The sequence below is a fragment of the Deinococcus sedimenti genome, from assembly GCF_014648135.1.
Classification (GTDB): Bacteria; Deinococcota; Deinococci; order Deinococcales; family Deinococcaceae; genus Deinococcus; species Deinococcus sedimenti.
Genome location: NZ_BMQN01000001.1, coordinates 571,498 through 584,470, shown reverse-complemented (window position 1 = coordinate 584,470; position 12,973 = coordinate 571,498). Strand labels below are relative to the sequence as shown.

Genomic DNA, 12,973 nt, shown 5'->3' with positions numbered 1-12,973 from the left:
CGTGAGGTCAACGCCGCGCGCGGTGACGCATGCCCCGCACCGCCTTCACGGCCGCGCGCAGGTCCCGCAGGGCCGCGTCGGGTGAACCGGGCGCGTACCGGGCCGCGTGGTAGGCGCGCGCCGCCTCGCTCAGCAGCGGCGCGAGGTGCGGGTGCAGTTCGGCCTGCCGCTGCGTGAACGCGCCGGGCGTCTCGCCGGGGTGCAGGCTGGCCCCCAGGCTGCGGGTCAGGTCCTGCCACAGCCGCTGCGCCGGATCGGTGGGCCGCGCGGCGCGGCGCGCCCAGGCGTACGCGGGCAGCAGCGTCAGGATCAGGGCGGGCACGACCAGCCACCACAGGGTCTGCGCGCCGCCCTGCACGCCCAGCCGCGACAGGAGCGCCGTCTGCTGCTCGCCGTCGTATTCGACGACCACGGAGTTCCAGCGGTTCTGCCAGGCGTCCAGCCGCAGCCGCAGGCGGTCCAGGGTGCCCCTGGACTGGGCGACACTCGCGGTCGGCCGGGTCAGGGCGGTGCGCAGGTCCGTGTTCACGCGGGCCGGGGCGATGACGGCGGTGGGGTCCACCCGCACCCAGCCCTGGCCGGGCAGCCAGACTTCCGTCCAGGCGTGCGCGTCCTGCTGCCGGACGATCAGGTAGTTCCCGTCGGGGTTCAGTTCGCCGCCCAGGTACCCGGTGACGACGCGGGCGCTCAGGCCGGCGGCGCGCATCAGGACCGCGAAGGCACTGGCGTAGTGCTCGCAGAATCCCTGACGGCTGCGGAACAGGAACGCGTCCGTGCGGTTCTCCTCGGGCAGCAGCGGGGGGCTCAGGGTGTACGTGAAGCCCCCCTGCCGCAGGTGGTCCAGCGCCGCCTGCACGCGTGCGGCGGGCGGGAGGGCCTGCCACGGCTGCGCGAGGGCCAGGGTGCGCGGGTTCTGACCGCGGGGCAGCAGCGTGTCGAAGCGCAGGCGGTCCTGACTCTCCCGGCGGCCCAGCAGGGCGGGCTGGCTGACCAGCGTCACGCGGCGGCGCGTGGCGACCGGCCGGAAGGTGGCGGCCTGAAAGGCGCCCGTGATCACGGACCCCTGCGGGACGCGGACCACGGCGTCCAGCGCGAGCAGCCAGGGCGTCCCGCTGGGTTCCAGGGTCAGGTCGTACGTGAGGGGTTCCCCGGTCGCCTCCACGCTGGGCATGGGGGCGTTGCCGCGCACCTGCCGCCACGTGACCCCGTCGAAGTTCTCGAGGACCGGGCCGCGCCAGTAGCGCTCTGCGGGCGGCGGGACCGGGCCGCGGAAGTCCGCGCGGAAGGCCACGGCCGGGTTCTGCGCGAGGTTCGTGAACGTCCCGGCGCTGACCTCGCTGCTAAGGCCGGTCAGGTTCTGCCCCTGCACGGGCAGCTGCCACAGCGGGCCGTCCGGGCGGGGGAACAGCACGAACAGCGCCAGGGTCAGCGGGGCGGCCAGTGCCAGCAGGCGGCCCGTGCGGCGCAGGCGTGCGCCCAGCTCGGCGCGGGTCAGGGGGGGCGGGGTGCCGAGGCGGGTGGTGGCGGCCGTGAGCAGCAGCGCGGCGCACAGCAGCGTGTACAGGGCCGTGACCGGACCCTGGCTGAAGAAGAACCCGGTGCTGGTCACGAACAGCCCCAGCAGTGTCAGGACCGCCTGGTCGCGCCGGGCGTGACTCTCGGCGGTTTTCAGCGCGGCCAGCAGGGCCAGGAACGCGGTGCCCGCGTCGCGGCCCAGCAGCGTGCCGTACGTGGCGTTCAGGGCCGCGCCGCCCGCGACGGCCAGCAGCGCCAGCAGCCACGTGGGCAGTGGCGTGACCCGCGCGGACCGGGCGCGCAGCAGCGAATGCCCCAGCAAGGCGGCGATCAGGACGCTCAGCCACCACGGCTGCCGCATAACCCCCGGCGCGAGGGTGACCGTCAGGGCCAGCAGCGTCCACAGCAGCGCCGGGCCGCTCAGTGGGGCGGCGGCCACCTTCAGCGGCGGGGCGGGCGGGGGCAGGGGGGGCTGCAGCGCCAGGGCGTTCAGGGCCGCCTGCCGCTGCGCCTCTCCCGCGCCGAGCGGGACCTGCTCGGTGGGCAGGTGCAGGGCGTAGGCCTCGCCGCGTGCGGTCAGGGCGTGCACCCAGGCACTCAGGCGGGAGACGCGCGACTCCGGGTCGCCGGTGGTGTCGGTCCAGTCGAGGTGCCGGGCGCTGCCCTGCGCGGCGTCCGTCTCGCGGGTCAGCAACTGGCCGGTGCGGGCCACGTGCCGCCACGACACCTGCCGCGGCGAATCCCCGGACTGGTATGGTCTGAGCCCCGCGAATTCCTCGTCGCCGGGCGCGCGGCCTGCACCCTCGCCCTGCCCGGGGCGCGTGCGGGTGGGGGGCGGCGGCGCGGGCTCCTCCGGGGCGGGATGCACCAGGACGGTCAGCGGATCCGGGCTGGGGAGGTTCACGTGCCACAGGCCCAGGCGGTCCAGGGCGCGCAGGGCGACCGTGACGTCCAGCGGGCCGCGCGTGCGGGTGGGCAGCGCCAGGGTCAGTTCACCGCTGCCGTCCAGGGCAACGCTCCCGGCGGCCCCACCCTGCGTGGATGCGAGGGTGACGCGCAGCACACCGCCCCGCCCCCCACGGGCGCGCAGGGTGACGGGCAAGTCCTGTCCCGCCTCGACCGGTCCGGGTACCTGCACGGTCACGGTCAGTTCGCGTGCCGCACGCAGGGCCTGCGCGGCGGACAGCACCCACACGCCGGCAAGCAGGAACGTCAGACCGTACCCGAGGCTCAGCGCGTAGTTCACGCAGCCAATCAATGTCAGCAGGATCAGCAGCAGGAACGCGCCGCCGAAGCCGGTCGGCCACGCCTGCAGCGCCGTGCGGGGTTCGCGCGGGGCGCTCATCAGGGAATGGGGGTGTCGCGCAGCAGCCGCGCGATCACGTCCGGCACGCTGGCGCCCGCGCGGGCGGTCAGGCGGTGAGCGGCCAGCGGCCCGAACACGGCCTGCACGTCCTCGGGCAGCACCATGGCCCGGCCGTGCAGGTACGCCCAGGCGCGCGCACCCGCCAGCAGGGCCAGCAGGCCGCGCGGACTGAGCCCGGCACTCAGCGCCGGGTGGTCACGGGTCGCGCGGGCCAGCAGCTGCAGGTAGTCCAGCAGCGGGCCCGCCGCGTGCACGGCATCCACCTCGGCCTGCATGGCGATCAGCGTGGCGGCGTTCAGCACGGGCGGCAGGTCGCGGACCGTGGCGCTGCGTCCCCCCGTCTCCAGCAGCTGCCGCTCGGCGCGCGGGTCCGGGTACCCCAGCGTGACGGTCATCAGGAACCGGTCCAGCTGCGCTTCCGGCAGTGGGCTGGTGCCCACGAACGCCGCCGGGTTCTGCGTGGCGATCACGAAGAACGGCTCCGGCAGGGGCCGGGTCACGCCGCCCTCGGAGACCTGCCGTTCCTCCATGGCTTCCAGCAGGGCGCCCTGCGTGCGGGGCGTGGCGCGGTTGATCTCGTCTGCGAGGAGCAGCTCGCTGAACACCGGCCCCTCCACGAAGCGGAACGCGCTGCTGGGGGCGTCCCAGACGCTCACGCCCGTCAGGTCGGCCGGGAGGAGGTCCGCTGTGAACTGCACCCGGCGGAAGTGCAGCCCGCACGTGCGCGCCAGGGCCTGCGCCAGCGTCGTCTTGCCCACGCCGGGCTGGTCCTCGATGAGCAGGTGCCCGCGCGCGAGCAGGCACGCGACCGCCAGCCGGATCTGCGGGCCCTTTCCGAGAATCACCCCGTCCAGCTGCGTGAGGGCCGCGTGCAGCGCCGCCACGTGACTGGCGTGCGCGGGCGGAAGGATCGGTGCGGTCATGACCCCGAGCCTACCGGGTCAACCCTGACAGAACTGCGACGGCCCACGCGAGCTTCACGCCGGATGAACCACCCCGTCCCCCCGGGGCACCGCCTCTGGGGCGCGGCGCACCGCGAGCCGCACGCCCACGTACGCGCCCGCCACGTCGAACAGCCAGTCCTGCACGCCCGCCTCACGCGGCGGCACGAACGACTGATGCACCTCGTCCAGCGCGCCGAACCACGCGGCGAGCACCAGCGCCAGCCCCCGCCGCCCCGTCGCGCGGCCCAGACAGAACGCCAGCGACAGGTACGCCACGAAATGCGCGATCCAGTCCTTCGGGTGCTCCAGCGACGGCCCCGGCGTCTGCGGCGCGCTGCTCAGCCACCAGATCACCCCCATGATCACCAGGGACGGCACCCACCACAACGGCCTCGCCCGGCGGACGCTCAAGCGTGCCCACCCTGCGGGTGCTCCACGAGTTCGATCAGGGTCCCCTCGCCCCACTTCGGGTGCAGGAACGCCACGCGCGACCCCGCCCGGCCCGGCGCAGGCGTGTCACTCAGAAACCGCGCCCCATCCGCACGCAGGCGCGCCATCTCGGCGTCCAGGTCCGCCACGCGGTACGCCGTGTGATGCAGCCCCGGCCCCTTGCGCGCCAGGAACCCCGCGATCGGACTGTCCTCCCGCGTGGGCATCAGCAGCTCGATCAGGGTTTCCCCCACCTGGAACGCCCGGACGCGCACGCCCTGACCCTCCACCACCTCATCCGGCCCCTCCGGGTGCAGGCCCAGCGCCACGTACGGCGCGGAACCCGCCTCCAGATCAGGAGTCGCGATCGCCACGTGATCCAGCAGCAACACAGTCATGAGAGCAGGGTAGAGCAACTGCGCGGCGCGCGGGAGGTGGTCAGGAGGGAGTGGGAAGTGGGGAGTGGATCGGAGGCAGGCCACGGTCCACTCACCACTTCCTTCTCACCACTCCCCGATCACTTCGCCTGCGGGCGGGCGCGGAGGTACCAGTGCGCGACGGCGCGCATCACGTCCTTGCCCTCACCATCCTGCACGGTCACGTTGATGACCAGTCGCGCGCGGCCATCCGCCGCGAACTCCGCGTGGGCCGCCGCGACCTGCGCCGCGTCCGCCGCCTCCGCCCGCGCGGTCAGGTCACCCACGGCGCGGTTCACGTAGTGCGTCTCCAACTTCTCGATCAGCGGCACCGCGCCCACCAGCTGCGCCGCGAACGCCCCCGCGAACGCCGCGCCACTCACCGCCTCGGCCAGCAGGAACTGCACGCCCGCGTGAATGGTGCCCAGGTGGTTGCGGAACGGCGCGGTATCCGGCGCCTCCCCGGTCGCCCAGCCCACGCCCACGTCCGTGATCTGCACGCCGACCGTGGCGTTCATGGGAATGTCATGCAGGGCCTTCTTCACAGCGGCGGCGGCGAAAGCGGGCAGGGTGGCAGCTTGGGTCATGGGTGAAACCTCCAGAGAGAGAACTCAGAAATTGAACTGAGTTCAAGTATAAGCAGAGGGGAGGGCACACGGCACCCCTCCCACACGGATGCTCAACTCACACCCGCGCCGGAAGACCAAAGCAACCTGAGCCCGAACTGGGTGGGCGCGAGGCACCTGAAGATTGGCGATAGGATCAAGCAGGCCGACGGCACCACCGGCCTGGTCGCGAACGTCACCACCGTGTAGCAGACGCGCGAGATGTTCAACCTCACCGTCAGTGAGGCCCATACTTACTACGTGGGGAATGACGGGTGGTTGGTGCATAACCAGGGTTATGCAGGAAGCACTGGCCCCGTTCCATACGGAACTGGCGCTAGTCAGTGGGCGATAATGGAACGAAATAGACTTGGTATTGGGGCAAATCCGAATCGCAATCTTGCAGTCTTCTTCACAGAAGGTCAGCAAAAACCTTTGATCTATGTGAGTAAGCCCGGTGTTCCGCTAGGAATTAATCACGCAGAACAAATTGGCTTGCGGGATCTTCAATAAAAAGAGCTTCTTAAAAGGGTAACTTCTGTTTATTCAGAATTGAGCCCCTGCACATATGGCAACTGTAGCACGGAACTCGCTTCAAAGCTTCCTAAGGGCGTACCTGTGGATTACTACATCGCATATGATAAAGGCGGCAGTTTTGCTGCCCGTGCAGCTTCTCGAGAAGGCGCAAAATCAGCTTTCCAAAATGCGTTAGCATGGGCTTTCTCTGCCTGCGATAGGTGATACAAATGAATGCTCAGGAATATTGGCAACCCTATCTTGAGAAGTATTGTGATGTTGAGTTCTCGCCAAGCACAGATAAATACCTATGTGATATCGGACTGCCTTCTAGACTCTCTTGGGAGTCGACCCCATCACTTTCCCATTTTAACATCCATCGCCCAGAGCTGTTTAGGCTTGGACTTAGCATAGGTGGTCAACATGGTATTTATATATACATAGATAAATTCGATGAAGGAGTCTACGTATATGATCCAGCTCTTGACACTCCTGTCTGGAAGATCAATTCTAATATTGGCAAATTTTTAGAATTCTTAATGCTTTATAGGGAACTAATCTATGGAAGAATTCACGAAGGACGTGCTAGCGGAATTATTGAAGAACTATACGGAATCGATCCAGGTGGATTTGGAAACTATGATAACCTAAGTGATTCCTGGTGGGGATATTACTTTAAAGCCAGTCAAGAAGAATTAATCGAACAACTTAAAAACGACGAAGGTTAGTTCTTTTCGGGTAACTTTACCCCCAAAGAGTCCGCCACACGGTGGATTCTTTGCTTTGGCAACGAAAATAGCCAGTCCGCGCCTGCCTCAACTTCTCGCAGTTGGTCTCCACCGTCCCCTCTCCTCCTTTCGGGTCAATCTTTCTTAGGCTGGGGGGGGTATTCTGGGGGGCGTGAAGCTGTCTTCGTTCATTGACCATACCCTCCTGAAGCCCACCGCCACCCGCGCGGACATCGTGAAATTGTGCGCCGAGGCGCGTGAAAATTCGTTCTTCGCGGTGTGCCTGAATCCGGTGTTCATTCCGCTGGCGAAGGCGGAACTGGCGGGGTCGGACGTGAAGGTGGCGACCGTGTGTGGGTTTCCGCTGGGTGCGGTGAGCAGCGAGCAGAAGGCGGTGGAGGCGCGGCTGAGTGTGGAGGCGGGTGCGGACGAGGTGGATATGGTGATTCACATCGGCGCGGCGCTGGCGAATGAATGGGAGGCGGTGGAGGCGGATGTGCGCGCGGTGCGCCGTGCGATTCCGGACGCGGTGCTGAAGGTGATCATCGAGACGTGCTTCCTGACCGATGAGCAGAAGCGGGAGGCGACGGCGGCGGTGGTGCGGGCCGGGGCGGACTTCGTGAAAACGAGCACGGGCTTCGGCACGGGCGGCGCGACGCTGGACGACGTGCGTCTGATGGCTGAGGTGATCGCGGGGCTGGGCGCGCAGGAGCGCGTGCAGATCAAGGCGGCGGGTGGCGTGCGTACGCCGGATGACGCGCGGGCCATGATTGAGGCCGGGGCGTCGCGCCTGGGCACGTCGGGTGGCGTGGCGCTGGTGGCGGGCGAGCGGATGGGCGAGGGGTACTGAGTGACCCCCGTTGAAACTGGCACGCCGGGCGTGCCGGTGGTGCTCGCGTCGGGCAGTCCGCGTCGGCGGGAACTGCTGACCGGGCTGGGCGTGCCGTTCACCGTGCAGGTCAGTGGCGAGCCGGAGGACAGCCGCGAGGCGGACCCGGCGCGGCTGGCGGCGGAACTGGCGCTGCTGAAGGGCCGCGCGGTGGCGCGCACGGCGCAGGGGTCTGTGGTGATCGCGGCAGATACCGTGGTCGCGGCGGGCGCGGCGTTGCTGGGCAAGCCGGAGTCCGCGCACGAGAACGAGGTGTTCCTGCGTCGCCTGTCGGGCCGCACGCACGAGGTGTATACGGGCGTCGCGGTGCTGTCAGGCGGATCGGAGATGGTGGAGGTGGCGCGCACGGCGGTCACGTTCCGCACCCTTCTGCCGCAGGAGATCGCGTTCTACGCGGCGTCCGGCGAGGGGCTGGACAAGGCGGGCGGGTACGGCATTCAGGGGCTGGGCATGGCGCTCGTGGAGCGGCTGGAGGGTGAGTACTCGAACGTCGTGGGCTTCCCGCTGAGTGTCGTGACGCGCCTGCTGCGCGGGGCGGGGGTGCCCGTGTGGGGCACGCTGGGGGCCGGGGCCGAGTGAAGGGCTGGCGGTTGATTCTGGGTGTGTTCGCGGGCCTGCTGTTTGTCAGCATGGTCCTGACGCGCTTTCAGGTGGTCGCGCCGGTCGCGTTGCGGGCCGGGGTGGCGCCGGTCACGCGCCTGTCGGTGACGGCGGCGGACAACGTGCGCCGGGCGTACGTGACGCTCCTGCAGGACCGGGATCAGGCGGCGCAGGTGAAGGCGTTGCAGAAGGAGAACGACCTTCTGAAGCAGCGGACGGAACTGCTGTCGCGTGAGGTCGGGCGGCTCAAGCAGGTGCTGGTCATCACGACGACGCAGGCGCCGAACGCGCTGGCGCTCGCGCAGGTGATCGGCGTGGACCCCAGCCCCCTTCAGGCGCGGCTGGAACTGAATCGCGGTTCGCGGGACGGCGTACGGGTGCACATGCCCGTGACGGTCCCGGCGGGATTGGTAGGGCAGGTGGTGGATGTCGCGCCCGGTCAGTCCACGGTGCTCGCGCTGGTCGATCCGGAGAGTGCGGTGGGCGTGACGCTGCAGGGGAACCGTGGGGGGCGGGGCGTGGCGCACGGCACGCCGCCGGACCGCTTGCGGGCGGAGTTCTCGCGGGGTGTTCCCATCAAGGTGGGGGACGTGCTCGTGACGAACAGTCAGGGGGGCGTGTTCCCGGTCGGGATTCCGGTGGGGCGCGTGGAGGAGGTGCTGCCGATGGGACCGAATGACATCAGCCGCACGGTAATCGTGAAGCCCGCCGTGGATGTAGGTGTGGTGGAAGACGTGACGATTCTGGAGGGCCTGTGATCCGCCCGGTCGCTCGGCGCGGCCATGTGCGCTGGGCGCAGCTGATCGCGTACCTGCTGGTCCTGATTGCCGCTCAGGGGCTGCTGTCGCGGCTGCTGGATCCGGTGGGTGTGCCGGCCCCGGACCTGTTCCTGCTGACGGCGGTGGGGCTCGCGGCGCGGTTGTCGCCGGTGGGGGCGCTGCTGGCCGCGTACGGGCTGGGGTTCATGCAGGACGTGCTGGGCGGCGGAATGCTGGGCCTGCACGCGGCGGGCCTGTCGGGCGCGGCGCTGCTAGTCGTGTGGGCGCGGCGGTACCTGTCGGATTCGGGTCTGCTGCAGGCGCTGCTGGGTGTGCTGCTGGGCGTGGTGGGGCAGTGGCTGGTGTTCCTGTTCCTGACGTACTGGTTGCGTGAGCCGCTGGTCACGCCGGAGACGTTGCGCGTGACGCCGCCGCTGGTGTTCGTGGGCTCCTTCGTAATCGCGCCGGTGTGGGAGCGGCTGGTCGCGTGGGCGTTCGGGCCGCGCGTGACGGTCGAGGAGCAGCTGTCGTGAGCCGCGCCGACCGCCTGTGGGAACGCCGGGAGCGGGTCCGTCGCCGCGCCGGGGGGGGCGTCTCGTCGGCACGCCCGGCGCGTGGGGCGGCGCGGGTGCATCAGATGGCGCTGGGGTTCACGGTGGCGCTGGCGCTGCTGGGCGCGCGGCTGTACTACCTGCAGGTGTCGCTGCACGATCAGTTCGCGGTCCGCTCGGCCAGCAACTACCAGCGGGACGAGGTGCTGCGCGCCCTGCGCGGCGAGATCCGCACGCAGGACGGCGTGCTGCTCGCCACGAACCGCCTCGCGGTGGACCTCGTGTATACCGGCCGCCTCCGGAAGTCCGACCGCGAGAAGCCCATTCCCGGGTGGGACAAGATCGTGTACCTCGCAGGGATTGGGGGGGACGTACTGGTGAACGGTCAGCCGCGCGAACCGGACTACGAGCGGGAACCGGCGACGATCCTGGCGCGCAACGTCTCGCAGGAGCGGCTGGCGGCTCTGTACGAGTACACGGTGCTGGTCCCCAGCCTGGAGCTGCGCGAGCGGGTCGAACGGGTGTACCCGCAGGGCAAGATGGCCGCGCACCTGCTGGGGTACGTGCAGGAAGCGTCCGACACGCAGATCAAGGAGGACGGGTACACGCAGGGGGACCTGGTGGGCCGCTCCGGGCTGGAGTACAGCCTCCAGAAGACCCTGGAAGGCGAGAACGGCCTGCGCCGCCGCGAGGTGACGGCCGCCGGGAAACCGCAGACGGAACGGGTGATCGACCCGGGCGTGAAGGGCAAGGACGTGGTGCTGTCCATCGACTCGCTCCTGCAACGCACGGCTGAGCAGGCGCTGCGCGAGGGACTGGCGGACGTGAACCGGGGCCGCGCCAAGCACGGCAAAGCGCCCGAGCCGTACGCGCGGGGCGCGGTGATCGCGCTGGACCCCCGCACGAACGAGGTGCTGGCCCTGGCGAGCGCCCCCACGTACGATCCCAACTGGTTCTCGCGGGTGCCCGGGCCGGACCCGAAGGCGAAGAACTGGGCGATCGACCCGAACCGGCCGCTGGCCGCACTGGACGCCGTGACGGCGAACCGGGTGGTGCAGGCGTACGCGCCGGGCAGCGTGTTCAAGATCGCCACGACCCTCATGCAGGAGGAACGCTGGGGGAACTTCTCGTTGGCGTGCAATCCGGTCTATTACTTCGGGCGGGCGCCCCGCAAGAACTGGGCAGGATTCCCCCTGGGCACGGTGGACGGGAAGCTGGCGATCTCGTACTCGTGTAATCCGTGGTACTACCATTCAGCCGCGACGGCCGGCCCGGAGCGGTATGGGCGGACGCTGGTGCAGCGCATGAAGGAGCTGGGGTACCTGCGCCCCACCGGGCTAGAGATCGTCGGGGAGAAGCTGGGCGAGATGCGCAGCCCGGACGATTACCGCACGGCGCAGGATCCCTGGTATCCCGGGTACGCCCTGAACATGAGTATCGGTCAGGGGAGCGTGCAGGTCACGCCCGCGCAGGTGGCATGGGTGATGAGTACCATCGTGAACGACGGGCAGCAGCGCCCGTTGACCGTGCTGCGCAGCGTGGGTGGCGAACGGCAGCCGCTGAAGCCCGCCACGAGCGTCGTGTACAACGGTAAGGTGGACGCGTTCAAGTTCGTGAAGGATGGCATGAGCGGCACCACCGCCGGAACCCGGTACGGCACCGCGCAGCATGAGATCGGCCCGGACCGCTTCCCGGTGCGGACAGGGGGCAAGACCGGCACGGCGGAGAACGGCACGAGTTCCCGGCAGGGGTACGCGTACACGCACGCGTGGTACGAGGGGTACGGACCGATCGGGAAGGACGGCACGCCGACCTTCGCGGTGGTGACATTCTTCCAGTTCGGTGGCGAAGGATCGGGACCCGCGCTGCGGGCGGCGAAGCGGATGTTCGCGGCGCGGTGGTGCGTCACGCTGGACGAGCAGCTGAGCGCGAAGCCGCTGGCAGAGCAGCAGCCCTGCACAGGTGAGCTCGAGCAGATGCATCAGGTGTACAAGGTCCGCGCGGAACGGGCGAAGGCCAGGCCCGACGTTCAGACGCCCTGACACCCGCCAGGACACAAGAGGGGGAGGTGCATGGAGTCATTCCCGCACCTCCCCCACCATGTCGGTTGGCGTTATTTGAGGCGTTTCTTCTCGGCGCGCACCATGCGGACGAACTGTGCGAGCCTTGGCGCGCGGTTCCAGCGTTTGCGGTCCAGGCCGACGCGCCAGATCCACTCGACGCCCAGGCGGCGCGTCCAGGCGGGGGCGAGGTCGGCGTTTCCGGCCAGCACGTCGATGACGCCGCCGCAGCCGATCATGACGGGCGTGTTGATGACCTGCCGCCAGTACTGGTTGAAGGTCTCCTGACGGCCGGCGCCCATGGCGGTCAGCAGCAGGTCAGCGCCGCTGTCGCGCACGAGTTCCGCGACGCGCTGGTCCTCGGGCAGGTCGAAGTAGCCGTGGTGGACCCCGGCGACCTGGATGCCGTAGTCGCGGGCGGCGTTCTGCGCGGCGACTTCGGCCACGCCGGGCTTGGCACCCAGGAAGAACACGCGCAGGTCCGCGCCGTGCCGCTGCATGAGGCCCTGGACGATGTCGAAGCCGGGCGCGCGGGGCACCTCGGTGTTCGTCAGTTGCCGCGCGGCCCAGACGATCCCGACGCCGTCGGCGGTGACGAGGTCGGCGACCTGCATGGCGTTCACGAAGTCCGGCTGGGTGCGGGACTGCACGATGAACTCGGGGTTCAGGGTCACGACGGTGTGCGGCGCGCGGGGCTGGCGGTAGATCAGGTCGCCCAGGCGGTCCAGGGTCTCGTCGAGCGTCACGACGTCCAGCGGCAGGTCGAACAGCGTGAGGCGCTGGCGTGGAGTGGGGGTGGTCATGCTGGCGTGAATTGTAATGCACCCCTGTCCGGCGGCGCGTCCTCCGAAGGATGGGCAGGCGGGGGCTTGCGCGCATCCGGCCCGTGTGGGGCATACTGCGTGGCATGTTACCCGGTGCTTTCGGTGCCCTTCCTGCGGACGTGCAGGCGCAGGTGACGGCCGCGGGGCGCGTGGGGCGCTGGGGCCGGGGCGAGCTGCTGTTCCACCCGGAGGACGCCGCGGAAACCCTGTTCGTGCTGCTGCGTGGGTCGGTGCGCCTGTACCGCCTGGGATCGGGCGCGCGTGAGGTGACGCTGGACGTGCACGGTGCGGGATCGCTGCTGGGCGCGGCGGCGCTGCTGCCGGGCGAACGCTGCGGCATGTACGCCGAGGCGATGGACGACACCGAGGCGCTGCTGCTGGGCCGGGACGCCCTGACCCGACTGACGCAGGCGCAACCGGCCGTGGCGGTGGGCCTGACCGAGCAGATCACGCGCCAGACGCGCGGCGTGCAGGAGCGCCTGTCGGGACTGGTGTTCCTGGAGGTGTCCCAGCGGCTGGCGCTGGCCCTGCTGAACCTCGCCGAGCGGGAGGGGCCCTGGCCGGAGGGCGGGTCGCTGGCCCTGCGGGACCGGGTGTCGCATCAGGATCTGGCGCACGTGGTGGGCAGCACCCGCGAGACGATCACGAAGCTGCTGGGGGATTTCCGGTCGCGGGGGCTGCTGGACCTGGGGTACCGGCGGATCATCCTGACGGACCGCGCGGGGCTGGAACGGGCGACTCAGGAGCCGCTGCGCTGAGCGGCCGTGTCCGC

At 69.6% G+C, this 12,973-nt stretch carries 14 protein-coding genes; 8 read left to right on the top strand and 6 right to left on the bottom strand.

Features of this window, described 5'->3' with window-relative positions:
* Positions 1-7: 7 nt before the first annotated feature.
* The 5 genes from IEY69_RS02885 to IEY69_RS02865 form a co-directional block, all read right to left on the bottom strand.
* Entirely contained in the window at positions 8-2,860 is a 2,853-nt protein-coding gene (locus tag IEY69_RS02885; protein WP_189071626.1) for a transglutaminaseTgpA domain-containing protein, read from the bottom strand.
* Positions 2,860-3,804: an AAA family ATPase gene (locus tag IEY69_RS02880; RefSeq protein WP_189071625.1), complete on the bottom strand. Its 945-nt coding sequence runs from the start codon at positions 3,802-3,804 to the stop codon at positions 2,860-2,862. The genes IEY69_RS02885 and IEY69_RS02880 overlap by 1 nt, the downstream gene beginning before the upstream one ends.
* A gap of 54 nt (positions 3,805-3,858) precedes the next feature.
* Positions 3,859-4,236, bottom strand: coding sequence for a VanZ family protein (locus IEY69_RS02875; RefSeq protein ID WP_373290974.1), 378 nt, complete (start codon positions 4,234-4,236; stop codon positions 3,859-3,861).
* On the bottom strand, positions 4,233-4,652 hold the full coding sequence (gene mce / locus IEY69_RS02870) for a methylmalonyl-CoA epimerase (protein WP_189071624.1): 420 nt from the start codon (positions 4,650-4,652) through the stop codon (positions 4,233-4,235). The genes IEY69_RS02875 and mce overlap by 4 nt, the downstream gene beginning before the upstream one ends.
* A gap of 119 nt (positions 4,653-4,771) precedes the next feature.
* A complete protein-coding gene (locus IEY69_RS02865) occupies positions 4,772-5,257 on the bottom strand; it encodes a DUF4442 domain-containing protein (protein WP_189071623.1) in 486 nt (161 codons plus the stop codon).
* Positions 5,258-5,497: 240 nt separating this feature from the next.
* Between IEY69_RS02865 and IEY69_RS21660 the strand changes: the two genes are divergently transcribed.
* From IEY69_RS21660 to IEY69_RS02830, 7 genes are all read left to right on the top strand, one after another.
* Positions 5,498-5,788, top strand: a complete 291-nt coding sequence (locus IEY69_RS21660; protein WP_229783579.1) for a hypothetical protein — start codon at positions 5,498-5,500, stop codon at positions 5,786-5,788.
* A 233-nt stretch (positions 5,789-6,021) separates the two neighbouring features.
* On the top strand, positions 6,022-6,519 hold the full coding sequence (locus tag IEY69_RS02855) for a hypothetical protein (protein ID WP_189071622.1): 498 nt from the start codon (positions 6,022-6,024) through the stop codon (positions 6,517-6,519).
* A gap of 172 nt (positions 6,520-6,691) precedes the next feature.
* Entirely contained in the window at positions 6,692-7,369 is a 678-nt protein-coding gene (deoC, locus tag IEY69_RS02850) for a deoxyribose-phosphate aldolase (protein ID WP_189071621.1), read from the top strand.
* On the top strand, positions 7,370-7,987 hold the full coding sequence (locus IEY69_RS02845; RefSeq protein ID WP_373290972.1) for a Maf family nucleotide pyrophosphatase: 618 nt from the start codon (positions 7,370-7,372) through the stop codon (positions 7,985-7,987).
* Positions 7,984-8,766 carry a rod shape-determining protein MreC gene (locus tag IEY69_RS02840; RefSeq protein ID WP_229783578.1) on the top strand — a complete coding sequence of 261 codons (783 nt, stop codon included), beginning with the start codon at positions 7,984-7,986 and terminating at the stop codon, positions 8,764-8,766. The genes IEY69_RS02845 and IEY69_RS02840 overlap by 4 nt, the downstream gene beginning before the upstream one ends.
* Positions 8,763-9,299 (top strand): rod shape-determining protein MreD, encoded by a 537-nt coding sequence (gene mreD, locus IEY69_RS02835; protein WP_229783576.1) that lies wholly within the window; start codon positions 8,763-8,765, stop codon positions 9,297-9,299. Before IEY69_RS02840 ends, mreD begins: the two co-directional genes overlap by 4 nt.
* Positions 9,296-11,359: a peptidoglycan D,D-transpeptidase FtsI family protein gene (locus IEY69_RS02830; RefSeq protein WP_229783575.1), complete on the top strand. Its 2,064-nt coding sequence runs from the start codon at positions 9,296-9,298 to the stop codon at positions 11,357-11,359. The genes mreD and IEY69_RS02830 overlap by 4 nt, the downstream gene beginning before the upstream one ends.
* 71 nt (positions 11,360-11,430) lie before the next feature.
* Here the strand turns inward: IEY69_RS02830 and IEY69_RS02825 are convergent, their stop codons facing one another.
* Positions 11,431-12,180 (bottom strand): WecB/TagA/CpsF family glycosyltransferase, encoded by a 750-nt coding sequence (locus IEY69_RS02825; protein ID WP_189071620.1) that lies wholly within the window; start codon positions 12,178-12,180, stop codon positions 11,431-11,433.
* A 104-nt stretch (positions 12,181-12,284) separates the two neighbouring features.
* On the opposite strand from IEY69_RS02825, the gene IEY69_RS02820 reads away from it, so the two are divergent.
* Positions 12,285-12,959 carry a Crp/Fnr family transcriptional regulator gene (locus tag IEY69_RS02820; RefSeq protein WP_189071619.1) on the top strand — a complete coding sequence of 225 codons (675 nt, stop codon included), beginning with the start codon at positions 12,285-12,287 and terminating at the stop codon, positions 12,957-12,959.
* Positions 12,960-12,973 lie beyond the last annotated feature (14 nt).